The organism is Methanoculleus sp. (assembly GCF_030019085.1).
Taxonomy (GTDB): Archaea; Halobacteriota; Methanomicrobia; order Methanomicrobiales; family Methanoculleaceae; genus Methanoculleus.
Map to the genome: position 1 here is coordinate 167,857 of NZ_JASEFJ010000002.1, position 26,892 is coordinate 194,748.

The 26,892-nt window shown below is 54.7% G+C and carries 26 protein-coding genes and 1 CRISPR repeat array; of the genes, 17 read left to right on the forward strand and 9 right to left on the reverse strand.

Going from position 1 to position 26,892, the window contains the following annotated elements; all coding sequences use genetic code 11:
- The first annotated feature begins 65 nt into the window (after positions 1–65).
- From QMC91_RS02040 to QMC91_RS02055, 4 genes are all read left to right on the forward strand, one after another.
- On the forward strand, positions 66–1,268 hold the full coding sequence (locus QMC91_RS02040) for a hypothetical protein (RefSeq protein ID WP_300234616.1): 1,203 nt from the start codon (positions 66–68) through the stop codon (positions 1,266–1,268).
- Between the two features lie 175 nt (positions 1,269–1,443).
- The gene (locus QMC91_RS02045) at positions 1,444–2,421 is read left to right on the forward strand and encodes a phosphatase PAP2 family protein (RefSeq protein ID WP_300234619.1); all 978 of its coding nucleotides are present in this window, start codon (positions 1,444–1,446) and stop codon (positions 2,419–2,421) included.
- Between the two features lie 94 nt (positions 2,422–2,515).
- Positions 2,516–2,974, forward strand: a complete 459-nt coding sequence (locus QMC91_RS02050; RefSeq protein ID WP_300234622.1) for an NfeD family protein — start codon at positions 2,516–2,518, stop codon at positions 2,972–2,974.
- A gap of 1 nt (position 2,975) precedes the next feature.
- Positions 2,976–4,061: an SPFH domain-containing protein gene (locus QMC91_RS02055; protein WP_300234625.1), complete on the forward strand. Its 1,086-nt coding sequence runs from the start codon at positions 2,976–2,978 to the stop codon at positions 4,059–4,061.
- Positions 4,062–4,498: 437 nt separating this feature from the next.
- Here QMC91_RS02055 and QMC91_RS02060 read toward each other — a convergent pair whose 3' ends face one another.
- Positions 4,499–5,833 (reverse strand): site-2 protease family protein, encoded by a 1,335-nt coding sequence (locus QMC91_RS02060; protein ID WP_300234626.1) that lies wholly within the window; start codon positions 5,831–5,833, stop codon positions 4,499–4,501.
- A 41-nt stretch (positions 5,834–5,874) separates the two neighbouring features.
- Positions 5,875–6,504, reverse strand: coding sequence for a ribonuclease HII (rnhB, locus tag QMC91_RS02065; RefSeq protein ID WP_300234689.1), 630 nt, complete (start codon positions 6,502–6,504; stop codon positions 5,875–5,877).
- A gap of 53 nt (positions 6,505–6,557) precedes the next feature.
- On the opposite strand from rnhB, the gene QMC91_RS02070 reads away from it, so the two are divergent.
- On the forward strand, positions 6,558–7,223 hold the full coding sequence (locus tag QMC91_RS02070) for a TrkA family potassium uptake protein (RefSeq protein ID WP_300234630.1): 666 nt from the start codon (positions 6,558–6,560) through the stop codon (positions 7,221–7,223).
- Here QMC91_RS02070 and QMC91_RS02075 read toward each other — a convergent pair.
- Positions 7,215–8,411, reverse strand: coding sequence for an NAD(P)/FAD-dependent oxidoreductase (locus QMC91_RS02075; protein ID WP_300234632.1), 1,197 nt, complete (start codon positions 8,409–8,411; stop codon positions 7,215–7,217). The two genes, QMC91_RS02070 and QMC91_RS02075, sit on opposite strands and share 9 nt — an antisense overlap.
- Positions 8,401–8,577 carry a 4Fe-4S binding protein gene (locus QMC91_RS02080; RefSeq protein ID WP_300234635.1) on the reverse strand — a complete coding sequence of 59 codons (177 nt, stop codon included), beginning with the start codon at positions 8,575–8,577 and terminating at the stop codon, positions 8,401–8,403. Before QMC91_RS02080 ends, QMC91_RS02075 begins: the two co-directional genes overlap by 11 nt.
- Before the next feature lie 138 nt (positions 8,578–8,715).
- On the opposite strand from QMC91_RS02080, the gene cbiT reads away from it, so the two are divergent.
- Genes cbiT through QMC91_RS02120 form a run of 8 tightly spaced genes read left to right on the forward strand, consistent with a single transcriptional unit; the run spans position 8,716 to position 14,398 of the window.
- A complete protein-coding gene (gene cbiT / locus QMC91_RS02085) occupies positions 8,716–9,246 on the forward strand; it encodes a precorrin-6Y C5,15-methyltransferase (decarboxylating) subunit CbiT (RefSeq protein WP_300234638.1) in 531 nt (176 codons plus the stop codon).
- Positions 9,237–9,854 (forward strand): cobalt-factor II C(20)-methyltransferase, encoded by a 618-nt coding sequence (locus QMC91_RS02090; protein WP_300234640.1) that lies wholly within the window; start codon positions 9,237–9,239, stop codon positions 9,852–9,854. Before cbiT ends, QMC91_RS02090 begins: the two co-directional genes overlap by 10 nt.
- The gene (locus QMC91_RS02095) at positions 9,847–10,563 is read left to right on the forward strand and encodes a cobalt-precorrin-4/precorrin-4 C(11)-methyltransferase (RefSeq protein ID WP_300234642.1); all 717 of its coding nucleotides are present in this window, start codon (positions 9,847–9,849) and stop codon (positions 10,561–10,563) included. The genes QMC91_RS02090 and QMC91_RS02095 overlap by 8 nt, the downstream gene beginning before the upstream one ends.
- Positions 10,560–11,432: a cobalt-precorrin 5A hydrolase gene (gene cbiG / locus QMC91_RS02100; RefSeq protein ID WP_300234645.1), complete on the forward strand. Its 873-nt coding sequence runs from the start codon at positions 10,560–10,562 to the stop codon at positions 11,430–11,432. The genes QMC91_RS02095 and cbiG overlap by 4 nt, the downstream gene beginning before the upstream one ends.
- Positions 11,401–12,195, forward strand: coding sequence for a precorrin-3B C(17)-methyltransferase (cobJ, locus tag QMC91_RS02105; RefSeq protein WP_300234647.1), 795 nt, complete (start codon positions 11,401–11,403; stop codon positions 12,193–12,195). Before cbiG ends, cobJ begins: the two co-directional genes overlap by 32 nt.
- Positions 12,143–12,823, forward strand: coding sequence for a precorrin-8X methylmutase (locus QMC91_RS02110; protein ID WP_300234650.1), 681 nt, complete (start codon positions 12,143–12,145; stop codon positions 12,821–12,823). Before cobJ ends, QMC91_RS02110 begins: the two co-directional genes overlap by 53 nt.
- Complete coding sequence (locus QMC91_RS02115; protein ID WP_300234691.1) at positions 12,804–13,817, forward strand: cobalt-precorrin-5B (C(1))-methyltransferase; 1,014 nt, start codon at positions 12,804–12,806, stop codon at positions 13,815–13,817. The genes QMC91_RS02110 and QMC91_RS02115 overlap by 20 nt, the downstream gene beginning before the upstream one ends.
- On the forward strand, positions 13,814–14,398 hold the full coding sequence (locus tag QMC91_RS02120) for a cobalt-precorrin-7 (C(5))-methyltransferase (protein ID WP_300234652.1): 585 nt from the start codon (positions 13,814–13,816) through the stop codon (positions 14,396–14,398). The genes QMC91_RS02115 and QMC91_RS02120 overlap by 4 nt, the downstream gene beginning before the upstream one ends.
- A 7-nt stretch (positions 14,399–14,405) precedes the next feature.
- On the opposite strand, the gene QMC91_RS02125 is transcribed toward QMC91_RS02120, so the two are convergent.
- Positions 14,406–15,416, reverse strand: coding sequence for a site-specific DNA-methyltransferase (locus QMC91_RS02125; protein ID WP_300234655.1), 1,011 nt, complete (start codon positions 15,414–15,416; stop codon positions 14,406–14,408).
- Between the two features lie 175 nt (positions 15,417–15,591).
- Between QMC91_RS02125 and cas6 the strand changes: the two genes are divergently transcribed.
- A complete protein-coding gene (gene cas6, locus QMC91_RS02130; RefSeq protein WP_300234657.1) occupies positions 15,592–16,374 on the forward strand; it encodes a CRISPR-associated endoribonuclease Cas6 in 783 nt (260 codons plus the stop codon).
- Here cas6 and cas3 read toward each other — a convergent pair.
- The 4 genes from cas3 to cas8a1 are packed head-to-tail and all read right to left on the reverse strand — an operon-like array spanning position 16,364 to position 21,607.
- Complete coding sequence (gene cas3, locus QMC91_RS02135; RefSeq protein WP_300234660.1) at positions 16,364–18,559, reverse strand: CRISPR-associated helicase Cas3'; 2,196 nt, start codon at positions 18,557–18,559, stop codon at positions 16,364–16,366. The two genes, cas6 and cas3, sit on opposite strands and share 11 nt — an antisense overlap.
- Positions 18,543–19,184 (reverse strand): type I-B CRISPR-associated protein Cas5b, encoded by a 642-nt coding sequence (gene cas5b, locus QMC91_RS02140; RefSeq protein WP_300234662.1) that lies wholly within the window; start codon positions 19,182–19,184, stop codon positions 18,543–18,545. Before cas5b ends, cas3 begins: the two co-directional genes overlap by 17 nt.
- 3 nt (positions 19,185–19,187) lie before the next feature.
- Positions 19,188–20,222, reverse strand: coding sequence for a type I-B CRISPR-associated protein Cas7/Cst2/DevR (cas7i, locus tag QMC91_RS02145; RefSeq protein WP_300234665.1), 1,035 nt, complete (start codon positions 20,220–20,222; stop codon positions 19,188–19,190).
- Positions 20,219–21,607 (reverse strand): type I-B CRISPR-associated protein Cas8b1/Cst1, encoded by a 1,389-nt coding sequence (gene cas8a1, locus QMC91_RS02150; protein WP_300234668.1) that lies wholly within the window; start codon positions 21,605–21,607, stop codon positions 20,219–20,221. Before cas8a1 ends, cas7i begins: the two co-directional genes overlap by 4 nt.
- An 87-nt stretch (positions 21,608–21,694) precedes the next feature.
- Here cas8a1 and cas4 point away from each other — a divergent pair, with 87 nt between their 5' ends.
- From cas4 to cas2, 3 genes are read left to right on the forward strand one after another with little or no spacing between them, the layout of a single operon-like run.
- Positions 21,695–22,207: a CRISPR-associated protein Cas4 gene (cas4, locus tag QMC91_RS02155; RefSeq protein ID WP_300234670.1), complete on the forward strand. Its 513-nt coding sequence runs from the start codon at positions 21,695–21,697 to the stop codon at positions 22,205–22,207.
- 3 nt (positions 22,208–22,210) lie between these two features.
- The gene (cas1b, locus tag QMC91_RS02160) at positions 22,211–23,308 is read left to right on the forward strand and encodes a type I-B CRISPR-associated endonuclease Cas1b (protein WP_300234672.1); all 1,098 of its coding nucleotides are present in this window, start codon (positions 22,211–22,213) and stop codon (positions 23,306–23,308) included.
- 46 nt (positions 23,309–23,354) lie between these two features.
- Positions 23,355–23,618 (forward strand): CRISPR-associated endonuclease Cas2, encoded by a 264-nt coding sequence (cas2, locus tag QMC91_RS09950; protein ID WP_366944354.1) that lies wholly within the window; start codon positions 23,355–23,357, stop codon positions 23,616–23,618.
- Positions 23,619–23,747: 129 nt separating this feature from the next.
- A CRISPR array of direct repeats spans positions 23,748–26,839; the repeat unit is 30 nt; unit sequence GTTTGAATTGGACTAAGGTAGGATTGAAAT.
- Positions 26,840–26,892: the final 53 nt, after the last annotated feature.

Consider the following 26,892-nt stretch of genomic DNA (forward strand, 5'->3'; position numbering starts at 1 on the left):
TGGAATGTGCTCCGACCATTATCCGGTCTTCAATACGATAACAATACTAAGGCTGTGTGGAACAAATGCTACAGATGATTTCGTGGCTTGACGAAAATTTCAGGTCACTTCAACCGAAGCGCGCAACCATCATGAGAGCGCTGCGTCACCTGCGCCCTGCAGATCGAAAGAACCTATTCTCCACCGACATCCCCCAGATGCGGACTGCCGAAGGCCGCTGGTTTGAGGCGATAGTTTACGAGATGATCCTGGATCTCTCGCTGCAGACAGACCTCATCCATGCCGTTGTGGCCAGGGGAGCTGATGGACCCGCAAAAGTCAGGCGCGCACAAATCGGCCAGAACGGCCTGTTCTACTCGAACATCGGGGACATAAAGGTCCGCGGGAACGGCCAGGATCTCGCCGAGGTTGATCTCGTGCTCGTAGACCATACCGGATCGTTGACATTTGGAGAGATAGTAACCTCACCTGCCGACTTAAAAGAACTTGAGGATGAGATCCACTACAAGAAGCAGCTCTTCGGATACCTCTACGGGCAACCGATCGTGCCGTTCCTTCTCATCTCATCTGTCGATATCTCCAGGACGGCTGTCGTCCGTCGTCTCCTGAAAGAGCCAGACAACGTCCTCCTGACGACGCCGACATGTGAGGAGCTAAAAACCCTGATCCGGCAGAGTGACCTTAAACATAGCCCGGTACGGCGAATCCGTCACGATAAGTTGATTCCTATCAATGATATTCCTCCCCGCCGTCCGTTTGATTACAAGAGACTGCATGACGAGCGGTTGCAGAGCATTATCGCGACAGTCACATCAAAGAACGGCGCGCGGGGACTCGGTATGCCCGACGAGATCCCGCCGATCGTGAAGAAGGTCATCTTCGGGGGGCTCTATCCCTCCGCTGTTCGGATGCTCGATGCCCGATACCCCATCCAGATCAGGGGAGAGACCTACGATCCTGATACAATCCAGAAAAGGTTCTCAAAGGTCGTCCTCGCGGTGAACATCCCGGAGTACAGGCCGATTATATATCTGCGGACCAGGAACAAGAAGGAGTACCTCAAGATGGTGCCGAGCAAGACCGGCGGGTTTAGATTTGAGAGTCGGCGGACGCCTCACATGGCTGGATTCTTCCTCTGGCTTGAGTCAGTCCAGCCGTCTATCGGGGCCGAACTGACGCGGGACCTCCTGGATGCGTTCCCTGCGGTTTCTGCTCCTGAAAGGATGGAGGTTGCCGAGGAGGTCTGCCTGGAGAGGGGGAGGGTATAGAACCCCGGTTGCCGGAATTGGCCGAACGGGAAGTTCCTGAACAGAGGGTGTCTTCATCATGGTGCCTCCGGGATCGGTCTGGTGCCGGTCGCCCCGTAGCATGATGTGAATGTGCTCCTCAAATGGATGCATTTTTGCCCTGACCGGCCAGATCCTCTTTTCGGGCCAGGTTGAGATGTCTGAGATCCAGATCGAACTTATCCAGACTCTCCAGACGGAGGTGGCATTGCTTGAGGGATCGATGAAGGTCTTTTCCATCTTAGGGCACCCGGGGTTCTTCCTTCTTGCCATTATATTCCTCTACTGGTGCCTGAACCCTCGTCTCGGACTCCGCCTTGCGCTCCTGATGGGGATGACTCTCGGGCTTAACCTGGCGCTCAAAGTCGCGTTCCATCTCCCTCGCCCATACTGGGTCAGCCAGGATCTCCGGGTGCTGGAGAGCAGCCAGTCGTTCGGCTTTCCATCGGCGCACGCTCAGGGCTCGGCAACGTTCTGGGGCCTGATCGCCATGGACGCGCGGCGCAGGTGGTTCTCCATCTTTGCGGTCGCCATGGTCGTTCTCATCGGTGTATCACGGGTCTACCTTGGTGTCCATTTTCCGGTAGACGTTCTCGCAGGCTGGGCTATTGGTGCCGCCGTCCTGTTTGGATTCCTTCTTCTGGAGGGACCCGTTGGCCGCTGGATTGTTGCCATGCCCCTGTATCGACAGGTGTTTGCCGCATTTGCGGGCTCGGTTGCCCTTTTTATGCCCTCTCTTCTCGCCATAATAGCCATCGGGGACTGGCAGGTCCCCATCTCCTGGACGGCGGGCGCCCTTGAGACCTCAGGGGTGCCGATCGATCCCCTCTCTCTTCATGAAGCTGTAATGGCATCCGGGTTCTTCTTCGGGTTTGCGGCGGGTGCGGCGGTGTTGCGTCGCCATGAGTGGATGCCGACCGCGAGGAATGGTTTTTGGGTCTGCCTTTTTTGCTTTATCATTGGTCTCGTGGTGGCAGGGGTGATCTACTATGGGTTTGGGCTCCTGGTTCCGCCGGACTTCCTGCCAGCTGCCTACCTCCAGGCCGCCGCTGTCGCGGTCTGGGTATCCTGGGGTGCCCCGATTCTCTTCTCCTGGCTGACCAGGGGTGTCGGTGACCGGGGAATAGAGATGTAAAACGTTCCCGGGTTTCCATTGGGTTAGATGAAAGGTGTTTACGTTCTGTAAGTTTTTTCAGATCCTTTTTATATTCCGCATCCCATTATCATCCATGCTTCTTGAGGGGATGACACTCGGCTGGATGTTGATCGTGCTCGGGGCGGTGCTGCTCCTGATTGAGGTCTACCAGCCGGGATTCTTCCTCGCCGTCCCTGCGACAGTTCTTTTCATCCTTGGGGTTCTTCTCCTGTTGGGAGTGGATATCCTGACCTCTCCCCTGGGGCTGGTCGTCGGGATAATTGCGGCGATCCTTGCGGCTATGGCCACGGTCTGGCTTTATGGCCGTATCACTCCCGCCGAGAAACCTCCGACGACGCTCTCCCGCGACTCGCTCGTCGGTCTTGAAGGGATGGTTGTCCGGGAGGTCGATGATGAGACTCTCGCCGGGAAGGTGGAGATAGGAGGCATGGAGTGGAGTGCGCGTTCGGAATCCGGTCGTATCCCGGCCGGACGGAGGGTTGTCGTTCTCCGGGCCGAGGGTGTGCATATAGTTGTGAAGGAGGTATCCTGAGGTGGCATTGATAGAGACCGTCCCCTGGACTGGATTGATCACCATATTCCTGATCATAGTCATCGTCATCATTTTTGCCAGCGGTGTTGTGATAGTACAGCCTTACGAGCAGGGTCTCCAGATTCGTCTGGGGCAGTACATCGGGAGGATGAACCCCGGGTTCAGGTGGGTTGTACCGCTGATCACGAGTGTCAAAAAACTCGATCTCCGGACGGAGGTTATGGACGTCCCGCGGCAGGAGGTGATCACAAAGGACAACTCCCCGACAAACGTGGACGCGATCGTCTACGTCCGGGTGATCGACCCCGAGAAGGCCTTCTTCGAGGTGATGAACTACCGTTCGGCGACGGTGGCGCTGGCGCAGACGAGTCTGCGGGGGATCATCGGTGACATGGAGCTCGACGAAGTCCTTTACAACCGTGATATCATCAACGCCCGTCTCCGGGACATCCTTGACCGGGAGACAGACGCCTGGGGCGTCAAGGTCGAGCGGGTGGAGATCAAGGAGGTCGACCCTGTGGGAGCGGTAAAGCAGGCAATGACCGAGCAGACCGCGGCCGAGCGTGAGCGGCGTGCTGCAATCCTCCGTGCAGACGGTGAAAAGAGGGCGGCAATCCTTCGGGCGGAAGGGAGCCGGCAGAGTATCATCCTCGAGGCCGAGGGCGAGCGGCAGAGCAAGATCCTGCGGGCTGAGGGCGAACGTCTCTCCCGGATCCTGCAGGCACAGGGCGAGGCGCAGGGGTTGCGCATCCTCTCGGTCGGTGCCAGGCCGCTTGATAAACGGGCGATCACGGTGCTCTCGCTCGACGCTCTGAAACAGATGGCCGATGGTCAGGCGACAAAGATAATCTTCCCGTTCGAGGTATCGAGCGTCGTTAAACAGGCTGCAGAGTACCTTGGTGCCACGGTTGAGGCCCCTGAGGTATCTGAAGGCACGGAGCTGCCATCAGAGGATATCCTGGGTGAGATGCCCGGAAGGGACGTTGTTCAGACCGCGGAGGAGGCGGTAAAGAGTATCGAGACCGATATCGACATTGAGATGCAGAAGAAGGCGGGAGACCTGATCGGGCGGGAGGAGGAGAAATAGAGTCAGTAAGACCTGACCCCCTCATGCCCTGACTCTTTCGTATGATAATGTCAAAGGGGGTGGGTGCCACTCTCCGCTCTCACCCCCTTACCGGTTGAATTTTGGTTCTCAGGCGAGTAAATTCGGTACCCCGCACTCAACAGGGTTTCGACGGCATCATCAATCGAAATCTTCGGCAGGGTAATGTGCGCCGGGAGTTTCCGCATCCTCTTGAGTCCCGGTTCACCAGGAGATACCTCCAGGACAGTGTATCGATGGAGAATCGCCCTTTGGAGAGGGGCTGACGGGGCAGGGGACGGAACATCCCCCTCCCCTGTCCTGACGTCTTACCGGGAACGGTATTCCCTGACCGACCCCACCTCCCGGCGCTTGAAGCGCCGGTTGGCAGGGGTGGTTGACGATCTGGGGGAAAAACCGCAGAAAAAATGGGTGTCTTTCTACCCCATCGCCAGCACCGAGCGCACCGCTGCTCCGATCAGCGGCATCGTGATGAGAAGGATCAGCATCACCGTGACGAACCCGCTGATCGAGGAGACGACTCGTTGAGCGTACTGCTGTGACCAGCCCAGCCGCTCGAAGAGCCGCTCAATCCCTTCCTTCATCATGTAACCCCCGTCGAGCGGGACGATGGGTATGGCGTTGAACATCCCTACAAGCAGGTTGAACCAGCCTGTCCAGAAGAGGAGGTGGACAAGCCCCCAGAAGAGAGGGAACGGCTCCTCCCAGGCCATCTGTTCGGGGGTGTCCGCGAGCAGGATGGCAAGTTGCATGGTGTTACCCTGGATGAAGGCGTCGATCGGGACTATCGTCAGGTAGAGCGGCGCGAGCAGCCCGAGGTCTGCGATTTTATCGAGGTGTTCCTTCACCGCGGGAGCATTGTAGTAGTAGACCCCCATGAACCCTGAGTCCCGGTCACCGCCGAGCGCCTCCGGCCATTCGGCCAGTGTGAGGGAGTAGGTCTTTTCGACCCCCTCTTTTACGGCCGTCAGGGTGACCGTCTCCCCGGGCCGTGTCCCCTCCATGATCGCGGCTATCTCCTCCTGGGTTCTTACCGGGATGCCGTTTATCTCCGTGATGACCGAATAGCCCTGGATCCCGGCCTCGGCCGCAGGGTAGTCCTGGTAGACCCCCTGCACCAGGGGTATCGCAAGCGGTGTTGCCATGCCGAGGAGGAGGAACATAACCGCAAAGCAGAGAAGGCCGAAGACTATGTTATTCGTAATCCCGGCGCCGAACATCCGGATCTTGGGCATACCCCGGGCCGCTTCAACATCCTCCTCGTCGGGCTCGACAAACGCCCCTATCGGGACGACGGCTATGAGGAGACCCATGCTCCGCACCCGCATATCCTCGACCCTGGCAAGGATCGCGTGTCCGAACTCGTGGATGACTATCGTGAGGAGGAGACCAAGGATAACTGCCGCTGTGATCGGGATCGCCTGGTTGACGCCGGGTATCGCGAGGATGTTACGGGGGTCGTAGATCCCGGTAGGCTCTGGCGTGTGCACCAGATACTGTGGGATGGTGAGGATCAGGGCAAGCGTCATGAAGACCGAGACCACAACGACCATCACGACGCCGAGGGTAGCGTAAGCCCTGAGCGGTGTTGTAAACTTCCGGAACCAGTCAAAGAACTCGACCCGCTCGGTCTTGATGGCCAGGATCGGGCCAAAAAACATGACGTGATCCTTGAAGAGTCCCCGCTCACGGATGTAGAGGGCTATCACCAGGTATGCCACGACGAGGAGCAGGAGTATCTGGATCCAGGTCATCACTCAAGAGTTGTGGCGCGCAGGGCATAAATTCTTCCAGGTCACGAAAAATCCAGGATTGTTCTCTGGCAGAGGTTCGCAACAGTCTTCCACGTCCTGCGAGCGCAGGGCGGTGGGTTCCCATGGTCACGGATGTAGCCGCGGAGGAACTCGATGGTTACAGGGTCGGAGGGGTAGCCGCTCCCGATGTTCCCATATCGCTCTTCGAGTTCCTGGATTGCACGGTCGCGGGTGACCTTTGCAACGATGCTGGCCGCGCCGACTACCAGGTACCTGGCATCCGCCCGGTGCTCGGCGACGACCTCACAGGGGAAGTCCAGAAGGGCTGTGACCGTCCTGCCGTAGCGTTCAGCGTTGACATCGCAGGCGTCCACGTAGGCACAATCTGGCCGGAGCCTCCGGATAACATCGGCGTGGAGTTCGGCCACGCAGGTGTTCATGCTGATCCTGCCCCTGGCCTCATCGATCCCGGAGGCATCGATGCTGACGATTGCGATCGAGAATTCCCGGGTCAGGACTTCATAGAGTGCCTCACGCTGCCGGGGTCGGAGGGCCTTTGAGTCCCGGATGGGGAGGTCTGCAAGGTCATCAACCCGCTGACACCCAACGGCTGCAACGACCATTGGCCCGAGAACTGAGCCCTTTCCTGCCTCATCGACCCCACAGATCACGCATTCTGGTTTATTCGCAAGGTATTTCAATACTGGGGGTTGAATCCAGATGGATGTATACGATCATCGTCGGCCTGGGAGGTATCGGCCGGAGTCTGACTTCGATCGCCGTCAACGCCGGTGATACTGTGGTGGTGATCGACCAGAACGAAGAACGTGCAAGCGATGTCCTGGAACACTACGATGTGCTTGCGATCATCGGGAACGCAACAGACAAATCGGTGCTCGAGGACGCGGGGATCGACCGTGCCGATGCGCTGGTCGCCACAACGAGCGATGACGCCGTGAACCTGATGACCTGCTGGCTTGCGAAACGCTACAACGTCCGGAACGTCGTCTCGATCGTCAACCAGAAGGAGCATTCCGATCTCTTCAAGGAGGTCGGCGTCAGGATCAGCGAGAATCCCGACGAACTGGTTGCAACCCGGTTATACTACTGGACAAAGAGCCCGAACCTTCAGCAGGTAGCCTCGATCCCCGGCGGCACCATCTTTGAGATAGTCGCCGAGGAGGGAGCGCCAATTGTCGATCACGAGATCCGTGAACTCGATGTTCGGGACTTTGTCTTCATCGCCATTCGACGTGCCGGTGGAGACCTCATCATCCCGAGCGGCACCGTCCGTATCCGGCCCGGGGATATCATCACGGTGTTTACGAAAAAAGAGGCGGAAGCGGAGACCTTGAAGACCCTCAACAGGCAGTTGACGCGCTCAGGATAGGGCATCCCTGAGCGCTTTCAGCTCCAGGATCATCTTCGGGTTGCGCTTGATAAGTTCTTTGATGATAGCCCGGACAGAGAACTCTTTGAGACTGGCACTGGCGATCGAGTCCGCCAGGGTATTGAGTTTTGCATCGTCAAGGGTGACGAAGTACTCCTTGACCTTGTAGTTCCTCTCAATTGCTGCGCCCATCTTTGAGTTGCGCCATCCTGTGTCGTAAGCCATCAGTGCTCCCTTCGAGCAGTCGCCGGCGGCTATGCAGTCTGATGCAACCTGACCGGCAAGCCTGCCGGTGAAGAGGGCGTTGCCTATGCCGCCGCCGGTGATGGGGTCTACCACCCTGGCCGCATCCCCGACAACCATGAGTCCGTCGGCAACCGTGCACTCGAGTGGCCGGCAGACCGGGACGCCGCCAACGATTGCCTCGATCATCTTCCCGTTGGGGAAGTTCTTCGCGACGAACCGGTCCAGGTAGTCCTTCGCCCTTGATCCGTCCCTGCTTCTGCGACCGGAGATACCGATCCCGACGTTTGCTGTCCGATCGCCCTTCGGGAAGATCCAGAGGTAGCCTTCTGGCGCGATCGTGTTGCCAAGGTAGAAGTCCGTTGAACCCGCGTCAATGTCTATATCGGTCATAAGATACTGGGCACAGCTCATCATATCCCGGAGAGGTACGGTGGTGTCGAGACCCGCCCTGCGCGCAAACTGCGCCTCGACACCGTCAGCGGCGATGACAACGTCGGCCAGGATCTCTCCTGGTGTGCCGATCGATATGATATTTGCGCCCCGGACTGCGCCGTTCTCCATGATCGGCGTGGTTGCACGGGTCTTGACGATCACGTCCGCACCGGCCTCGGCCGCCTGCCAGACGAGTTCCCGGTCGAATATCTTGCGGTCGAGGACGTAACCGACTTCGTTTCCGGCTTTATCCTGTTCGAGGCTGATCGTTGTTCCGTTCGGGGCGATTATTCGGGCACGCTCTATATCAGCGGATATCCATCGGGGGTCGGGCTTTACATACTCTTTCAGGAGATCTTTGCCGATCCCCTCCGCGCAGCGGACAGGGGCGCCGATTGCGGGACGTTTCTCGATGAGGCAGACGGTGTTCCCGGCTTCCGCCGCCGTCTTCGCTGCAAGAGCGCCTGCCGGCCCGCCACCTATGACGAGGATATCGTATTTACTCTTCATTGCTGACCTCCAGTGCTCCAAGCGGGCACACCCTCGCGCAGATACCGCAGGCGATACACTCCCCCTCCAGGCTTAGGTAGGCGTCGATCAGCTCAAGCGCATCCTCGGGGCAGACTGCGACGCAGGTGCCACAGTATCCACACTTATCTCGATTTATCCTGAGCATTGTACTCATAATATCGTCCGTCCCCCAAAAACCTTTATGCTCCTTGCTTCGGTTGCTGCGCAGGTGCACCTGGACGTGAGGCCCACTGTCCCATTTAATATTAATTAGCACAAATTTCTCAGGGTAACAGGGATCTTCATGGGACTGAAGGCCGGTCCTACACAGGACGAAGTCATGGCTGTCTCGCTTGCAAAACTCGGCATCCGGCCGGGCGACCGGGTGGTCGACGTGGGCTGCGGGACCGGAAAAGTTTCCATCGCTGCCTCGAGGACGGCCGGGACTGTCTATGCAATCGACCGTCGGGCTGAGGCGGTCGCCTACGCCCGGCAGGAGGCCGCTGCTGCCGGTGCCGGGAACATTGAGTTCCTGGAGGGCGATGCGGTGGACGTCCTCCCCAAACTCGGACCGCTCGACGCCGCCTTTGTCGGTGGGTCGCGCCGCCTCCCGGAGGTGCTCGAGATCCTGGCACGGATGGTGCGGGGTAGGATCGTCGTGAACGCGGTGATGGTCGGGACGCTTAATGAGGCCATAGTGAGCATGCAGCGCCTCGGGATCTTTATCGAGGCCGTTCATCTCCAGGTCTCCAGGTCGGCCGGGATCGCCGGCGGGGTTATGTTCAAACCGCTGAACCCGGTCTACATCATCGTGGGGGGTTCAGGATGCTCGTAGGCGTGGGGCTCGGGCCTGGCGACCCGGAACTCCTGACTCTGCGGGCGGTCAGGCTACTTCGAGAGGCGGATGTGGTCTTCGTCCCCGGCAAACTGGCCTGCGACCTGGTCAGGCCATACCGGGCCGATGCGGTCATCCTTAAATTCCCGATGACGAACGACGAGGGCTACATCCGGAGGTGTCTTGAGGAGAACGCCGACCTGATTGCTCCTCACGCCATGGAAGGGCTTGCGGTCTTCGGGATCCTTGGCGACCCGAACTTCTACTCGACCTTCTCCCGACTCAGTGAGGTGATTGCAGAGCGGCATCCCGGCGTCTCGTTTGCGACCGAACCGGGGGTCAGTTCCATCACGGCGTTTGCCTCGGTGGCAAATGTCCCGGTCTCCGGGCGGGTTCTGGTCTCGGACGGGAACGGCCCGGAGTCAAGGGTCTTCATGAAGGTCCGGCGACCGGCAGCGCTCGCGGCTGACCTGAGAGAGGAGGGGTTCTCAGAGTTCGTGCTGGTGGAACGGATGTTCATGCCAGAAGAGCGGGTTTATCGGGGAGACGAACTTCCCGGGGAGAGTGACTACTTCTCGATCCTGTTTGCGAGACGGTCTTATGGGTAAGGTCTACATGGTGGGCGCGGGGCCGGGGGCGCCCGACCTGATCACTGTCAGGGGGATGGACCTGCTCCGGAAGGCGGATGTCCTCATATACGCGGGCTCGCTTGTGAACCCGGTGCTCGTTGAGGAGTCGGGCGCGGCACTGAAACTCGACAGCCAGAGTATGAAACTTGATGAGATCGTCGGTGCGATCGAGGAGCATGTCCGCGCCGGGAGACTTGTTGTCAGGCTCCATTCTGGCGATCCGTCGCTCTACGGTGCGATAGTCGAGCAGATGGCCGAGCTTGAGCGCCGGGGGATCGAGGCCGAGATCGTGCCCGGGGTCTCGTCGCTCTTTGCGGCCTCGGCGGCTCTAAAGACGCAGTTTACCCTCCGAGATGTCTCCGATAGTCTGGTGATCACCCGACCGGCGGGGGCGACGCTTGAACGTGACCTGATCCCGGAGTTCTCCCGGCTCGGCCAGACGATGGTGGTATTCCTCGGAACAGAACGGATGGAGGAGGTCCTTGCCAGGGTCGAGTGCCCGCCAGAGACCCCGGCGGCGGTCGTCTACCACGCATCCTGGCCGGACGAGAAGGTCGTCCGGGGAACGGTGGCCGATATCGCCAGGAAGGCCCGTGCTGCCGGGATCGAGCGGACGGCGCTGATAATCATCGGCAAGGTGGTGGACCCGACAACATCGGGGTTCGGGAGGTCGGTCCTCTACTCATGACCGGGACTGTCGTGGTCGCGCTCGACCGGTTCCTCCCTTCCGCCCGCCGGATCGCCGAAGCGCTGGGTGCCGATCTGGTTCCCTACACCTCTGAGGTCTTCGCGGAGGTGTTCGGCCGATACGACCGGATCGTTGCCTTGATGTCGGCCGGGATCGCCGTCAGGGGGGTTGCACCGCTCCTGGTCGATAAGTGGCGCGACCCTGCGGTGGTGGTTGTGAGCCCCGATCTCCGTTACGCCGTCCCGATCGTCGGTGGACATCACGGCGGAAACGATCTTGCCCGGGAACTTGCCATGACCGGGATCACGCCGGTGATCACGACTGCGACCGAGACGCAGGGCCGCGACTCTGTCGAGGGGATTGCCGCCCGGTCGGGCTACGATATTGTGAACCGCGACTCCACCAGGGTGGTGAACGCCGCGATGCTCGATTCGGATCTGCCCCTCTACGACATCCGGGGCCCCGCGATCGTCGTTGCGGGGCCGGGAGTCTCCATCCTCGTCAGGAAAGGGGATTACGTTGTCGGTATCGGTTGCCGGAAGGGCACTTCTTCCACCGTGGTTGCCGGAGCGCTGCGGCAGGCGCTGGAATGGGCCAGGATCGCGCCCGAAGACGTTCTTGTCTACGCAACGACCGTGAAGAAACGGGGGGAGACGGGTCTACGTGATGCAGTCGCGGAACTCGGCGGCAACCTGGTCTACTTAGACGACGATACCCTGAACGCCCAGAGCGCGCCATCCCCCTCGCGGGCGCCTTTGATCGGGCTGTCTGGGGTTGCGGAACCTGCGGCTCTTGCGATCTCGAAGCGAAAAGAACTGGTTCTTGCCAAACAGACCTATGGGTGTGTTACCGTTGCAATCGCACGATAAAAAAGGTAAGTTGTACATTGTCGGCACGGGCCCTGGCGACCTGCTGCACATAACCCCGAGGGCGCTGAAAGCTCTGGCCGAGGCCGATTGCGTCATCGGTAACGGGATCTACCTTGACCTGGTGATGCCGGTGATCGCTGGCAAAGAGGTCATCCGGAGCAGCATGGGCCGGGAGGTCGAGCGGGCCTCGCGGGCGCTCGACCTTGCCCGTGACCGCACGGTTGCGATGGTGAGCGGTGGCGATGCCGGGGTGTATGGGATGGCGAGCATAGTCCTGGAGGTGGCCGAACGTTCGGGTTCGACGGTCGAGATCGAGGTGGTGCCGGGGATCACGGCCTCTCTCTCGGCGGCGGCACGACTTGGTTCGCCGTTATCGGGGGACTATGTCACGATTAGTCTATCGGATCTCCTGACGCCCCTGGAGGAGATCGAGCGGAGGCTTGACCTTGCGTTCCAGATGGGGGTGCCGGTTGTACTATATAATCCCCGTTCCAGGGGACGGCCGCACAACCTGGAAGTGGCGATCGAGATTGCCCGCCGCCACCTCCCGGAGGAGACGCCGGTCGGGGTGGTCAGGAACGCCTACCGGGATGGAGAGGAGCGCCTTATAACGACGCTCGGGGAGTTTGATGAGCATATCGGATTTGTGGATATGCACTCGATCGTCTTTGTTGGCGGAGAGGAGACACGGATCTGGAGGAATGAGGTTGATGCGAGAGGGATCATCACACCACGGGGATACCACCGGAAGTACGTATACTGACCTTGCGGCGGTCACCCCGGAGGCTTATGCGATAGCGAGCGCGAGCAGGAACCTGGCGCGGGAAAAGGTGGGGAACGCCACGCCCGAGGACAGGATCCGGCAGCGGTGCTCGATCGCGGTCGGCGATTTTGCGATGGCCGATCTGATGCGGTTCTCCGGCGATCCGATCGAGGCCGGGATCGCAGCGCTTGAACGTCGGGCACCCATAATTGTCGATATCCGGATGGTGCAGGCGGGGATATTGAGATGGGGACATTCAAGTGAGATCGTGTGTGCCCTGGACCACGGTGAGGAGATCGCGATGGAGCGCGGGATCACCAGGACGTCGGCGGGGTTCTTTGCCCTGCGGGATCGGCTGGAGGGTTCGATTGTGGTCATAGGGAACGCTCCATCGGCGCTTCTCGTCGTCTGCGGGATGATACGGGAGGGTATCCATCCGGCGCTGGTCGTCGGGACGCCGGTGGGGTTTGTGAACGCTGCGGAGTCAAAAGAGGAACTCCGCGCCATTGGTATCCCCTCGGTCTCGAACATCGGTACCCGTGGGGGGACGCCGGTAGCGGTTGCGGCGGTAAATGAGATCATCACGATCTATGCCGAGCGTGGAGGTCATGCGCGACCCGGTCACTGAGTTCGAGTATCCAGATGAGTGGGTTGCAGCCTGCCGCTCTCCGGAACTCCTCGACGACGTCCAGCGTGGTCTTGCGGTTCTGACGGCCTCGGGTCTGGTCTTACGGCGGGGGTTCTCGACGGGGACGACGGCTGCGGCGGCCTGTAAGGCGGCGATCCTCTCGCTTGCTCTTGATACCGTTAAGGAGGTGGAGGTCGGTCTGCCATGCGGCATTGCTGTCAGGCTTCCGGTGGACGCATATCGGGGTCAGGCGTCGTGCTGGAAGGACGCGGGAGACTACACCTCGGACGTGACCGGAGGGCTTGAGTTCGTCGCGACGGCAGCACCCTCTCTCAATGAGGGCGGTCGTTTCGTCCCCGGGGAGGGTATCGGGAGTTTTGCCCGCGACACCCCACGCCACCGCCAGGGGACGGCGGCGATCAGCGAACCGGCGCTTGAGTGTATCAGGCGCTCGATCGATGAGGCGATGGAGGAGACCGGGTTGTCCGGAGTGACGGTCATCCTCACCGTGCCGCGGGGGGCGGAGGTGGCGCAGAAGACGTTGAACCCTAAGGTCGGGGTGCACGGCGGGATATCGGTGCTCGGGACTACCGGACTTGTTGAGCCATGGGACGACCACGTGACGGAGGGGGTTCTCGACCGGGTTACACGCTCCGATGCGGTGGTGCTGACGACCGGACGGCTCGGGCTGCGATACTCCCGGCTTTTATTCCCGGAACGTGAGGCGATCCTGGTGGGGAACCACCTCGCTGAAGCGCTCGAGGTGGTCGCAGGTGGTGATCCGATCATCTGTGGGTTGCCGGGCCTGATCCTGAGGTTCATGAACCCGCACATCCTTGATGGGACTGGCTGTGCGACGGTGGAGGAACTGCTGGCGACCTCCGGGGGGAGGGAGGTGCTCCGCCGCGAACTTGAGGCGTTCCGGTCGCGCTACCCCAACGTCAGGGTCGTGATCGTCGACCGCAGTGGCCGGGTTATTGGTGAATCGCCATGAAGATAGTCGGTGTTGGCTGCGGGCCCGGGATGCTGACGGCGGAGGCGGTGAGGGTTCTTGAGGATGCGATGCTTGTCTATGGGTCTGCGAGGGCGATCGCGCTTGCCAGGGACGCCATCCCGCCGGGGTGTGAGGTGCACGGGATCACGGATTACCGGAACCTGCGCTCGCTCCCGGGTCATGCGGTCGTCCTCTCGACGGGCGACCCGATGCTTGCGGGGCTCGGGTCGCTCCTGGAGGGGGAGGTCATACCGGGTATCTCATCACTCCAGGTCGCGTTTGCCAGGCTCAGGCTTCCGCTCGCGAGGGCGGCGGTCATCCCGGCGCACGGGAAGGATCATGACCGGGCTATCGCCAGCGCCCTGGAAGAGATAGAGAGGGGGCGGGTTGTCTTCCTCATCGCCGACCCTGGCTTCGAGGTTGAGGTGCTCGCGGCTCTCCTCCCGCTGGCAACCCGGATCGCCGTCTGCGAGGATCTGGGTTACCTGACGGAGCGGATCGCCGTCGGGACGGCGGGAGAGCCTCCGCTGCCCCGGGGGGATCTCTTTGTGGTGGTGGCGTGGGGTGAGGCGGTACGCTGAAGAGAGATCAGCGCCGGCTGTAGACTCTCCTGTTTCCTGCGATGCCCTCTTTCTTGAGCATCTTCTCGATCGCCCACCGGCCCCGGCCGAGTTCTTCCCCGAGCGTCTCGACCGCTCTCTTCTTCGTCTCCCCGGACTCGATGATCTGGTTGAACCGGGAGATCAGGGTTTCGCGTTCTGTATCTGTCCAGGGTCTGCCCCGGTTTTTTGGTGCTCCGGTCTCCGGCCTCCTCAGCGTCGGCAGCAGGTAACCAGGCTGGATCTCCCGCATCTCCTCGATCTTGCGCTCGAAGATCTCTTCTGAGATCTCAAACCCGGTTACCCGTCGGTTGAGACCTACGGCGACCTTTGCGGTCGAGAAGCCGCCGAGGAACATGTCGCAGACCAGGTCGCCTTCGTTGCTGCTGTACTGGATCATCTTTGCGAGGAGTTCGGTCGGGAGTTCGTTCTTGTTCTTCACCTGCCCCGGTTTGTAGTCGCGGTTGATGCACCAGACGTCCTCCCGGTCACTGTAGTTGGGCGACCGGTTGTCCGGCCCGCGTTCCAGGGCACCGTAACGCGACTCCAGGTTAAAAGTTCTTTTCCCGCCCGGTTTTTCGTAGAAGAGGATGTGGTAGTGGGAGGAGATGTACTTCCGGGTGGTGTAGATTCCGAAGTTGTAGCGCCAGATGATGTGGTTGACCTCACGAAGGCGCGTCTCCCGGAGGGCGTGGAGGATGTGGTAGAGGTTTGTGTAGCCCGAGACGATGTAGATCGAACCGCCCGGTCTGAGTATGCGTTCGGCCTCCCTGATCCATCTACGGCTGAACTCGCCGTAGTCGGCGGCGGCGACCTCGACGTAACCGTCGATGACGAAACTCTCGTCGCGGTTGTAGTGCCGGTGCAACCGGTCGCCGTTGATGCCGTAGGGTGGGTCGGTGATGATCAGGTCGATGGAGTCGTTGGGTATGTGTGCCCCGGCCCCGCTGATGCAGTCACCGTTGTAGAAGGTGTTGCCGTAGATCTCCTCGGACCTCATGGATCTCCCCTCTCTGTTGGCCCCTCCCGGTGTACTGGGTTTGGCCCTCCCTCGCGATAAGATAGTCGTCGTGATGGGGAGAGGTTTGCTGCACGGGGTATGCGCACTGATATTGATACACGAATAGATGGACATATCTTGTTGCACGATATAGTCATTTAGCAGGTGAGGCTACTTGAGGCTGCTTCTGAAACTCAGGGCGGAAGCTGATCAGAAAGATGTATCACTTGATTATAACAAACTCCAGGGGTTTGTCTATCGCCTGCTCCAAGAGAGTGGCTACCCAGGTATCCACGACAAAGAGGGCTACAAATACTTCTGTTTCTCAAACGTTTTCCCATTTGGCGACATGAAAACCGGTGATATCAGGAATTTCATTATAGCCTCGCCGAACCGCAACCTCATCGAAGAGATTGCGAGGCACCTTGCGACCGTTAAGGATAACCCGATCCACATCGGAGACTGTACCTTCTCTTTATACGGTTCCAGCGGTTTTAACCTCACCATACCCCCAGCACCGCTACGAATAGCCTCCGCAACACCGATCATCATCCGGATCCCTGAGTACAATTATGATCTTTACAATTTGCCGCCTGACGAACGTAAACCCAGATACGTCTACTGGCGTCCGGCAATATCATTCGACGCTTTCGTCAAGCAACTCTCGGAGAACCTCGTCAAGAAATACAATAAGTATTACGGTACGGAGATTGAGGTAACAAACCTTTTTGAGCAGTTTTTCTTCCGAAAATCGGTGCACACGCGTTTAATCATCGATGGAAAGAGTTACGGTGTTGCTGCAAGCATGTGGGAGTTCTCCTGGAATTATCTGAGCCCCACTCAGAAACAGGTCATCGAGTTTGGTCTGGATGCGGGTTTTGGAGAGAGAAATACTTTTGGGTTCGGGTTTGTGAACTTCATTAAGCCCCAAAATACGTTGCCTCATGCTAATCGATAAAAGCCCCGGGATCGCGCTCTTCAACCAGCAATCCGAGATCACTGTCATATCTAGCGTTCACAAAGAGCATTCCCTCTGTTGTGGAGATGCGCCCCTCTTCCTTCAGACGATGATACTGACCACGGCTGAGAGGGAGGGTATATTGCATTGCTCCATAGAAATCTCCTGCCTGGATATGGTCGAGGTAATCTGTCCGGAACTTCTCGGGTACAACTTCAAATGAGTTGAAAAGTCTATAGAAGTCATCATCAGTCCGTTCCGCGTCTGAAAACGGAATGATCTCTTCTATTACGCGTGGAAACGTTTTTCTTACATCGCGGAACAGTTTCTCGTCATTTCCAAAACCGTTCCGATATATCTTATCTGTTATATCCTGTAACACCCACTCGTGCAACAGATCCAGATCCCCCAGTTCTTCCAGCGTACGTTCAACGAGGAGATCGTCATAGACGAACCTGTCCTGCTCTGACCCTCTCGTGAATACGTATACTCGGCACACATCCTCCCTGCGTCTCCTGTTGATCCGCCCAAATCGCTGAACGAGAGCATCGATTGGAGCCGGTTCGGTGTAACAGACGTCATAATCGATATCCAGGGATACCTCTATCGCCTGAGTTCCGACAAGCAGGTCGAGCGAGTCCACCTCTCTCTCTATCTTTTCCCGATCTCCCAGGGTAAATCTTGAGTGCAGAAGCCTTGAACTGGGTTTTATCCCCTTGAGGCTGTTGTAGACTCGCTGGGCCTGTTTCACCGTATTGCAGACGACGAGAACCTTCTCATCACCCCGGAGCGTGTTTTTTATTTCTTCGATGTGATCGCAGATATCTCCATCAAGAAGCGAGCATTCGTGCCGTGTATATCCAGAAAGTTCGGGTTTACCCATCGTGAGGAGATTCGAAATACCGAGGGAATCTGCAAATATATCCCTGATAAATCCGGGCAACGTTGCTGACATAAGAAGAATCCTTGCATCAAGTTTGTTCTTGACGAATTCGGACATCGAAAGGATAAGGCCGACCGTCCTCGCGTCGTAGGCGTGAATCTCGTCAAGGATGAATGATCCCTGATACATCTCCAGAAGCCCCATCTCGTAGCCCTTGATATAGAACAGGTGTTTCAGTGACTGGTATGGTGTCATTATCTTGTAAGGACTGTAGATCTTCTTTGCTACATCACGCAGAAACCGCGATTCCTTGGCGTCATCATACATCTTCGAGAGGTAATACGATGCTTTTCCGTGAAGGAGCGAGACGCAGCCATCATCTTTGTAGTAGGGGGTGAGGCGGCCGGAGAGACGCTGATACATGGCGTTGATGCTTGCGGTGTAAGGGAGCAAATAAAATATTCTGTTTCCTTTGGCTTGATTGAGGTTGTTAGTCGCCCAGAAGAGCGCTGCTTCGGTCTTTCCCGATCCCGTTGGCGAAATTACAATGGCATCCCCTTTTGTCTCCCTGCACCTTTGCTGGATGCTGGTGTAGGTCGGATACGTAAACACGGCGTCAAGTGATGGCAGGGGTTTGAGCACCTTTCTGACACCCCCTGAGGCCAGATAATCACAGGTATTGATAGAACCCTTTCCAAAGATTCCCACATACTTCAACCTTTGTTTGCACCTATCGTCCCTGAGACATTTTGAGGTGGACTGTATGATATGCTCCCATGATTCATCGGTGCATTGTGTGAGATCGATAGGGCGAAGATCTGCTGGTTCTCCGAAGTAGTGATTCATCAATCGTGGGTATTCCTTCAGAATCCCGGAAAGTTTCTGCAAGTTTGGTATGATCTCTGCAAGATACTCCTTGAATGGCGAACCGCAAAAAAGCTCATCCTCCGGGTCTCCGGTGTATCTGGCGAGTTCTCTGAGATCTTTGTGATGGGTGAGGACAAACAACTTTACCAGGTCGGTATCTCCGGTAGGAAGTGCATCCACAAAGGGAACCGAGAGGATCTCGTGGCGATAATGCCATTTTTTCCCGCCGTTCAATTGCTCCTGGAAGCCTGTGGCTGCTTTTCCAAAATCGTGAAAGAAGAGGGCGTTAAAGATGGTTTTGTAAAATTCGGGGCAACCGATTTTTTCACCGATGTCCGGGTAACACTCCCTTAACGATGAGAATACGGAGAGGCAGGCGAAGGTATGCGCCTCGAGGGTCTCACCAGTGGTCTTGGCTTTAATCCCGGAAGTCATGTAGATACACACCCACATTCCGCTCAGGGTCAAGGTATCCGGGTGAAATCGTCTGTGGTGAGTCCACGATACAGTATGGCATCACTCTCAACGGTCTTCGCTCGGCCTCGTCGGTGAAGTCTGAGGGCAGGGAGATGACCTGGCCGGGTAGATCACCGGTGAATGGAACGATCGTGTTCTGGATCTCGATACTTTCCTGTTCGATGAGTGTAACGGGTTCCAGTGCTTCAACCCATGCGAGGTCGGATTGGCGTCCAAGGAGCAGATTATAACGGGGTCGCTTTAGATATTCCCTAAAACCCATGTCAGTAAGGTAGAGGGTCAATGTACAGTTATAGAGGAACTCGCGGTTGATTATATCCGTGCCCTGGAACGTAGCGGGTCTGGTTTGCTTTGCATCTCCATAGATATGGACGCGTTCAAGATCGAGTCCACTTCCATCTGCAACAAAGTCGTAGCCGATCTGCAGATCCTGAAGATGCACTTTCTCTCCCTTTGCCGCCGAGAGGAGCCCATAAACTGTTGAAATGGGTGGAACCGGATAAGTCGGTTGGTATCCAACAATAAACATGGGGTAGCGGAAGGAGGCGGTCATAGCCCGTATTGTAGCACGGAGAACATCCATCCTTTATGCCTCAAAGAGAGCATCGTTATTTGAAATTTCCTGTATGAACCCTTCAATGGCTTTTACCGGCGAGGTGACTGTGAGATCAACCCCTTCTGGCGCCTTGAACTGTAACAGTTCTTTTTCGTTCTCTGTCCCGAAACCCGGGAGGATCCCTATGTATACTCCCGAAAGCAGGTCGTCCCGATAGTCCTCGAGGACGGTGTAGAGTGCGTCCAGGTCGATGAGGCCCTGTTCATAGTTCCGGTGGGGGAAGACGTTCATGAAGATGTTGTTGCCGCCGTTCAACGTCGAGAGGATGATGATCTTCGGGGTGACGTCGGTGAGGTGCAGTGTGAGCATGGCACCACCGCTGAGATATTTGAGAGCAGCAATGGTATCGGTAACTCTCTTTTTCTTGAGATCTATTGGTATGACATAGCGTTTGGGGTTGTCTCCTACTACCATCCCTTCCGCCTCACACCTCTGGACAAGGTCATCAGAGAGGTTCTTCGAGCCGGCTTTATTTATGGAGGTGAACGTTCCGGCAGCACCGAGATCGAGTGCAAAGATTCCTTTAAGGATGTTGCTGTAGAATTGATGGTTGTATAGAACAGGATCGCCTTCAAAATCACGGTTCATCACACCGAAGTCGGAGGTTACCCGGATCGGTAACCCGATCAATGGTGAACACTTCAGGGGGGAGACCCTTGTGACCGTCACGTTTTCAGTTTTCTTCTTCCCCTCGACCTCAATTTTCCTGGCGCTCATGTAACCAAAAATGTCATCATCGTCGTAGATGATGGGATCGGCCTCGGTTACCGCCTGGTTGTTCTTGATCTTCTCCACAGGTGAGCAGTTCCAGTTGAACTTTGTCCTGAGAACCTGCCTCCACCAATAGCGTAATGCCTGTGCTGAGACGTAAGGCCTGACGCCCTCTGGTGAGTTGATCGTCTTTGTTGCAATCTCGTTCTCGTTTGATGCCCGTGGGTCAATGCCCCTGTTGTTTAAAGCTGAAAACGGTGCATCTATAAGGTACGCTCCAATAATAGATTTCATTCTTTAACCTCCTCCTCTTCAACTTCCTTTGCAAGTACATCGTGTAACTGTTCGTACAATCTTATGACCATCAGATCGCGAACCTCTGTCCAACCACGGTAGTCTCCGGGTAACAGGATTGCAGTGTAATCGTCAAAGGTGGTAAGCGGTCTGTCTTTGCCGAGTTTCTGCCAATCTCTCATTATTAACTGTAACTGGTTTCTAAAAGATGGCAGATCTCTCGCTGCAGCAATGTCATGGACTCTGTTGTATTTTTTCGTCTCCCTGATACACTGAGCGATGTTATCGCTCAGTGTTCTGATCTGTTCAATCCTTTGTTGGTTCATGCCTTTCACACTTCGCATATATCTCTCAATAACCGGCCAGGGCATGGTCGGTGTTCTTGTGCTGTCGTCTTTAAAGGCCCACAGGATGCTTTTTCCTTCGAGTAGATGCGTGTGGATGGTGTTCTGCTTCGTCTTCCAGACAGGAAGTTCGGCATCTTCATCCTTCGTTTTTGCCCTGCTGTAATGCATGCTCAGGAGGTTGAACCATGCCGATCGGTAGGTCGGGCTGTTCATCATATATGCCACGAATCTGAAGACATTGCTTGGCAGGGTGTAGATCTGTATCCCGCGGGGGTTCTGGTTATAGTTGTCGATCCAGTAGAGCACAATAGACTCATTTGGTCCACAGATCCCCAGTGCGTGGTATTCTTTGCCAAACTTGTAGGCGAGGTGGAAGAGGGCATTCTGGGGTGACTTGAATTTTTCATCATATAGACCGGAGTTGGCCGCTGATTCGTATTCTCCCGATGCAAGACGTGCTCTTAGCGTTCTCAGGGCTTCGTTTCCAAACTCCCTTACGATGGCCTGGTTGTTTGAACTGACCAAGCAGGGTTTCCCACCGGCTTTATAGCAGAGCAGGGGGGCAAACTGTATGGCAAGTGCACATCGTGCACAGATGTTGAGACCGTTTCGGAAAGAGGGGAAAAAATTGGTAAAACTTCCGGAACCAACGAGCGGCACGTGGGTTTTGTAGAAAGACCTCTTTTCATGGGCTGGAGAGCCGCAGTAACAGCAGAATGTGGTGGAGCCGGACGTGTTGTTGATGCCCTCTATGAGGTCGTACAGGAACTCTTTTGAGCGTCCGCGGTGGTCATAACCACTACTGGACTGAATATATGTGCTGTTGGGGAATATCGATTGAAGTTCTTTTTTCCATGCTGGAGTCAGGTATATGTCTACCAGAGTATCAGCAGCGGACCTGAGATCCTCCTTTGTACACTCTTTGAACGGTTTTTCTGTTAACAATTCAATCGCAAGGATCCCGGTATCAACGAATGGATCTCCGACGAATTCCCTCTGATAGGTTTTTGGTTCTGGAACAACCTGCTGCGGGCGCATGTAATCACAATGATTTGTTTTAATGTGTACTACTGAGGTAGGTTGATACCCCAAGATTATTTATAGGTGTCGATAGAGTTCTCCTCCATGACAGACCTGAAAGCGCCTCTCTTCACAGGCACTCAGATAAATTACTTTCTGGTCTGCTCAACGAAGCTCTGGCTATTTTCAAATAATGTGACCATGGAGTCCTCATCAGACCTTGTTGGAATGGGCCGATTTATTCATGAGTCGTCCTACCCACGTGAGCGGAAGAATGTGATCATCAACTCAATAGGGATTGATTTCGTCAAAAAGGGCGATCAGATTACGATCCACGAGGTGAAGAAGTCGGAGAAACTTGAGGAGGCTCATCGATACCAGGTCTACTACTACATCTACTATCTCCAGGAGGTTTTCGGTATTCGAGATGTGGACGGCGTTCTTGATTATCCGGCACTCCGAAAAAGGGAGCATCTGACGCTGACCGATGATGTACGTGAAGAACTGGAGAGGATCCTGTGGGGTATTGAGGAGGTTGTCAGGTTACCACAACCTCCTCTACCGGTGAAGAAACCCTACTGTAAAAAATGTGCATACTATGAATTCTGTTGGGTGTGATAGATGAAGCAGAACTTTTACATTCTCAAGAACGGGAAGATCATTCGGAGGCAGAACACTATCTATTTTGTCAGCCAGAAGGATGAACCGTCACGAAAGTTATCGGCAGATGTGGAGGATCCTGAGTTCCTGATGGAGATGGACGGTGAGGATGCCCCGGTTGATTTGCTGGATATCTCGGAGAGGCAGGAGTATGCAAAACGCGCCCTGCCAATAGAGCAGATTGACGCGATATTTGCCTATGGGCGGGTCTCGATCACCTCAGGCGCGGTCTCGCTTCTTGCCAAATACAACATACCCCTCCATTTCTTCGGTTACTACGGCCACTACGAGGGCACCCTCCTGCCGCGCGAGGCTCTGCTTTCCGGTGAGATGCATGTTCGACAGGCAGAGCACTATCTCAACCCTGAGAAACGAATGATGATTGCAAGGGCGTTTGTCTCAGGGGCGGCACAGAACATTCTCAAAAATCTGGAATACTACCGGGACCGGGGTTTGAGCAGTGAGGTTGCATCGATCCAGATGGCGATGGAGGAATTAGATTCGTGTACGAAGGTTACAGAACTTATGGCTGTCGAGGGAAAGATCCGGAATGTCTACTATGATACTTTCGATCGTATCATGGGTGGAGAATTTCCTTTTGAGGAGCGGACCAGGCAGCCTCCACGAAACCCCATGAACGCTATGATGAGTTTTGGGAATTCGTTGATGTACTCTGCTGTGATCAATGCGATCTACCACACTCAACTCGATCAGACGATCTCGTTTTTGCACGAACCCTCCGAACGGCGTTTTTCCCTTGCCCTTGATATTGCCGAGATCTTCAAACCTTTCCTGGTCGATCGAACCATCTTCAAGCTGGTGAACAAAAAAATGATAACCCCGGCTGATTTCGAGACCGATCTCAATTCATGTCTTCTTAACGACAATGGGCGAAAGGTTTTCCTGACGGAGTTTAACGCCAGACTTGACACAACTATCAAACACCGGACCCTCAAGCGGAGTGTTTCTTATGGACGACTTCCTTACCTTGAGTGTCTCAAACTCGGTAAACATCTGATCGGGATGGCGCAGTATAAGCCATTTGTGATCTGGTGGTAGGACGGTAGGTCGGTAGGGATGGTTCTGGTGGTAGGTCGGTGGTAGGGTGTTTGTCATCATTGTCTACGATGTCTCGGTGGATCGGGTCTCGAAGGTCTGTAATTTCCTTCGTCGATACCTTAACTGGGTTCAGAATTCTGTATTCGAGGGGAATGTCACCGAGAAGCAGTGGGCAGAGATTCAGCATGGTTTGAAGTTGTTAACCAGGGAATCTGAGGATTCGGTGCGTCTTTACTCGTTCAGGACGGAAGACCTGGTGACTGTGAGTGTTATTGGCCTGGAGAAGGGTGACACGTGCAATATTATCTGATGACCTGTGTGTCGTGCACCTGTCGTGAATCGATATAAACCGTATACGTTATCAGGGATCCGCGACATAGGGTAGTGTATCCCTGGATTGTAGATATTCCAGACGACCAAAACAGGGAAAATCAGCGCTGTTTGAATTGGACTAAGGTAGGATTGAAATGTGCTTTTTCTATCTTTTCCCCTATCTCTAGACTTGAGTTTGAATTGGACTAAGGTAGGATTGAAATCTACTACCTCTTTTTGCGTTTCTATTATATATGTTTGAATTGGACTAAGGTAGGATTGAAATGGTAGTCGATCACACAATCATATAGCCGGTCACCCAACCGGTTTGAATTGGACTAAGGTAGGATTGAAATATAACAAGATATTGGATAATAGGGAACAGATCATTAAGTTTGAATTGGACTAAGGTAGGATTGAAATTGGCTTAAATGTGATCCGGGTAGACACCATAGCAGTACCGTTTGAATTGGACTAAGGTAGGATTGAAATGCCATATGCGCGCTTGACTAGCCACTTGACCAGCCGTTTGAATTGGACTAAGGTAGGATTGAAATCTTGACCAGCCACACGACCAGCCAGCCATATGCGCGCTGTTTGAATTGGACTAAGGTAGGATTGAAATGGGATATGAGTTATCTATCTCCTATCTCTATCTATAACTAAAGGTTTGAATTGGACTAAGGTAGGATTGAAATGTGTCAACCGGGACCGGGAGGGCGACCCGGACGGTCCGTTTGAATTGGACTAAGGTAGGATTGAAATAAAAGAGCTGCGTTTGCATATGGCATCACCGCTGTTGGTTTGAATTGGACTAAGGTAGGATTGAAATTAGACATTATATTTGTTGCCATATTCGCTGTCCGCGTTTGAATTGGACTAAGGTAGGATTGAAATTGCCAGAAGTGGCAACATGAAGTTAATAATAATATTTGTTTGAATTGGACTAAGGTAGGATTGAAATCTTCAATATCATGTCGTGCAAACGCTCCATGATAAGGTTTGAATTGGACTAAGGTAGGATTGAAATGCAACAGTTGGCATGAAGTAAATGTAAAGTTGTACGTTTGAATTGGACTAAGGTAGGATTGAAATTATCACTCATCCTCGGCGATTTTGTTCAGGTTGATAGCGTTTGAATTGGACTAAGGTAGGATTGAAATACGTTGGTGAATATCGGGTGGGTAACAACAGGCGGGTTTGAATTGGACTAAGGTAGGATTGAAATGGGGGGTTCTTTTTCCTGGCTGGCTTGATGACTACAAGGTTTGAATTGGACTAAGGTAGGATTGAAATCACTTATTGCAAGCGATAGGTACTTTGACGGCAGAAGTGTTTGAATTGGACTAAGGTAGGATTGAAATTAGAGTACTCCTACCACCCGGAGTTTGAAGACCCGTTTGAATTGGACTAAGGTAGGATTGAAATGCGATGTTACATTTGACATCCAGACTTCTCTTATGTGTTTGAATTGGACTAAGGTAGGATTGAAATAACATATTGTGAGTAGCATCCCAACGTTTAAAGACGGTTTGAATTGGACTAAGGTAGGATTGAAATATCATATTGTCGGCCAACCGGGCGACCACCTAGCCGTTTGAATTGGACTAAGGTAGGATTGAAATACTGCATGCAGGATAGCATCATGCACCCGCTCTTTGTTTGAATTGGACTAAGGTAGGATTGAAATGTATTGCAACACATTCATGATCTTTTGCTATACTCTCGTTTGAATTGGACTAAGGTAGGATTGAAATATAGGGAACCGTCCGGGAGAACCGAGTAGATACCGTCCGTTTGAATTGGACTAAGGTAGGATTGAAATCTTCCGGTGCCGTGTTTTGACCAACAGGCAATGCCGGCGTTTGAATTGGACTAAGGTAGGATTGAAATCGGTGTAAGGATATCCTATGGCACGTTCGTACAACGTTTGAATTGGACTAAGGTAGGATTGAAATAAATACTATGCTGCACTCCTCTCGTCGAGGCACGGGTTTGAATTGGACTAAGGTAGGATTGAAATTCTTGATCAGCTTCTCGATCACGGTGTTCTTGATATTGTTTGAATTGGACTAAGGTAGGATTGAAATTCAACGATCTGCACCAAGTGACGGTGCGCCACAATCCAGGTTTGAATTGGACTAAGGTAGGATTGAAATGTTTGAACCAACAATCGAATCACAGGCAGAACCTGGTTTGAATTGGACTAAGGTAGGATTGAAATCGCAATCTCCACTTCGCGCGCGGTGCAACCGACCAGTTTGAATTGGACTAAGGTAGGATTGAAATCCGATAAAATTGTTCCAGACCCGCATTGCACCGGAAGTTTGAATTGGACTAAGGTAGGATTGAAATATGACGGACCGTTTCCCCAAGCCGCAGCAGTACGGGGTTTGAATTGGACTAAGGTAGGATTGAAATAATTCGTTCGGATAGTGGAGTTCCCATACTGTCTTCTTGGGTTTGAATTGGACTAAGGTAGGATTGAAATCATACCTCGCGCTCTGTCGACCGAAGTGTCGGCGGGTTTGAATTGGACTAAGGTAGGATTGAAATGGAGAAAAACGTCGGCACGAGAGGCGTAGAGGTCGAGTTTGAATTGGACTAAGGTAGGATTGAAATTCGTCTGCCAGCCTGCCTCGATTGCAGCTTTGTCGTGTTTGAATTGGACTAAGGTAGGATTGAAATGAGATCGCGCGCAACTACTTCGAACAGAATATCCACCTGGTTTGAATTGGACTAAGGTAGGATTGAAATGTTTACGGCGCCATTCGGCATCGGTGACGATACCAGGTTTGAATTGGACTAAGGTAGGATTGAAATCGGATATTGACACTGATAAGGACTGGCAATACAAGGCGTTTGAATTGGACTAAGGTAGGATTGAAATCAGGGATCGTGATCGTCGCAAGTCAAGATAATGTCGTTTGAATTGGACTAAGGTAGGATTGAAATAAGATCTCCTTACCCTCCTTACCCTCCCTACCCTCCGTTTGAATTGGACTAAGGTAGGATTGAAATATTGAGGAGAGCCGCTGGGGGGGATTGAACCCCCGACGTTTGAATTGGACTAAGGTAGGATTGAAATTTCAGGATCACGTCTGTATTTCCCAACGGCACACCCGTTTGAATTGGACTAAGGTAGGATTGAAATTCTTTGACACTCCACCTAGCCGCGCCAAGATAGTAGTTTGAATTGGACTAAGGTAGGATTGAACCGACTATCCGCATTAATCTTCACCCTCCTCTGAATATTCAAAACCGTAAGATCT

Coding starts and splice junctions, on each gene's coding strand:
- QMC91_RS02040 (WP_300234616.1), top strand. CDS start 66: ATGCTACAGATGATTTCGTGGCTTGACGAAAATTTCAGGTCACTTCAA.
- QMC91_RS02045 (WP_300234619.1), top strand. CDS start 1,444: ATGTCTGAGATCCAGATCGAACTTATCCAGACTCTCCAGACGGAGGTG.
- QMC91_RS02050 (WP_300234622.1), top strand. CDS start 2,516: ATGCTTCTTGAGGGGATGACACTCGGCTGGATGTTGATCGTGCTCGGG.
- QMC91_RS02060 (WP_300234626.1), bottom strand. CDS start 5,833: ATGACCTGGATCCAGATACTCCTGCTCCTCGTCGTGGCATACCTGGTG.
- QMC91_RS02070 (WP_300234630.1), top strand. CDS start 6,558: ATGTATACGATCATCGTCGGCCTGGGAGGTATCGGCCGGAGTCTGACT.
- QMC91_RS02075 (WP_300234632.1), bottom strand. CDS start 8,411: ATGAAGAGTAAATACGATATCCTCGTCATAGGTGGCGGGCCGGCAGGC.
- QMC91_RS02080 (WP_300234635.1), bottom strand. CDS start 8,577: ATGCTCAGGATAAATCGAGATAAGTGTGGATACTGTGGCACCTGCGTC.
- cbiT (WP_300234638.1), top strand. CDS start 8,716: ATGGGACTGAAGGCCGGTCCTACACAGGACGAAGTCATGGCTGTCTCG.
- QMC91_RS02090 (WP_300234640.1), top strand. CDS start 9,237: ATGCTCGTAGGCGTGGGGCTCGGGCCTGGCGACCCGGAACTCCTGACT.
- QMC91_RS02095 (WP_300234642.1), top strand. CDS start 9,847: ATGGGTAAGGTCTACATGGTGGGCGCGGGGCCGGGGGCGCCCGACCTG.
- cbiG (WP_300234645.1), top strand. CDS start 10,560: ATGACCGGGACTGTCGTGGTCGCGCTCGACCGGTTCCTCCCTTCCGCC.
- cobJ (WP_300234647.1), top strand. CDS start 11,401: ATGGGTGTGTTACCGTTGCAATCGCACGATAAAAAAGGTAAGTTGTAC.
- QMC91_RS02110 (WP_300234650.1), top strand. CDS start 12,143: ATGCGAGAGGGATCATCACACCACGGGGATACCACCGGAAGTACGTAT.
- QMC91_RS02115 (WP_300234691.1), top strand. CDS start 12,804: ATGCGCGACCCGGTCACTGAGTTCGAGTATCCAGATGAGTGGGTTGCA.
- QMC91_RS02120 (WP_300234652.1), top strand. CDS start 13,814: ATGAAGATAGTCGGTGTTGGCTGCGGGCCCGGGATGCTGACGGCGGAG.
- QMC91_RS02125 (WP_300234655.1), bottom strand. CDS start 15,416: ATGAGGTCCGAGGAGATCTACGGCAACACCTTCTACAACGGTGACTGC.
- cas3 (WP_300234660.1), bottom strand. CDS start 18,559: ATGACTTCCGGGATTAAAGCCAAGACCACTGGTGAGACCCTCGAGGCG.
- cas5b (WP_300234662.1), bottom strand. CDS start 19,184: ATGGATGTTCTCCGTGCTACAATACGGGCTATGACCGCCTCCTTCCGC.
- cas7i (WP_300234665.1), bottom strand. CDS start 20,222: ATGAAATCTATTATTGGAGCGTACCTTATAGATGCACCGTTTTCAGCT.
- cas8a1 (WP_300234668.1), bottom strand. CDS start 21,607: ATGCGCCCGCAGCAGGTTGTTCCAGAACCAAAAACCTATCAGAGGGAA.
- cas4 (WP_300234670.1), top strand. CDS start 21,695: ATGACAGACCTGAAAGCGCCTCTCTTCACAGGCACTCAGATAAATTAC.
- cas1b (WP_300234672.1), top strand. CDS start 22,211: ATGAAGCAGAACTTTTACATTCTCAAGAACGGGAAGATCATTCGGAGG.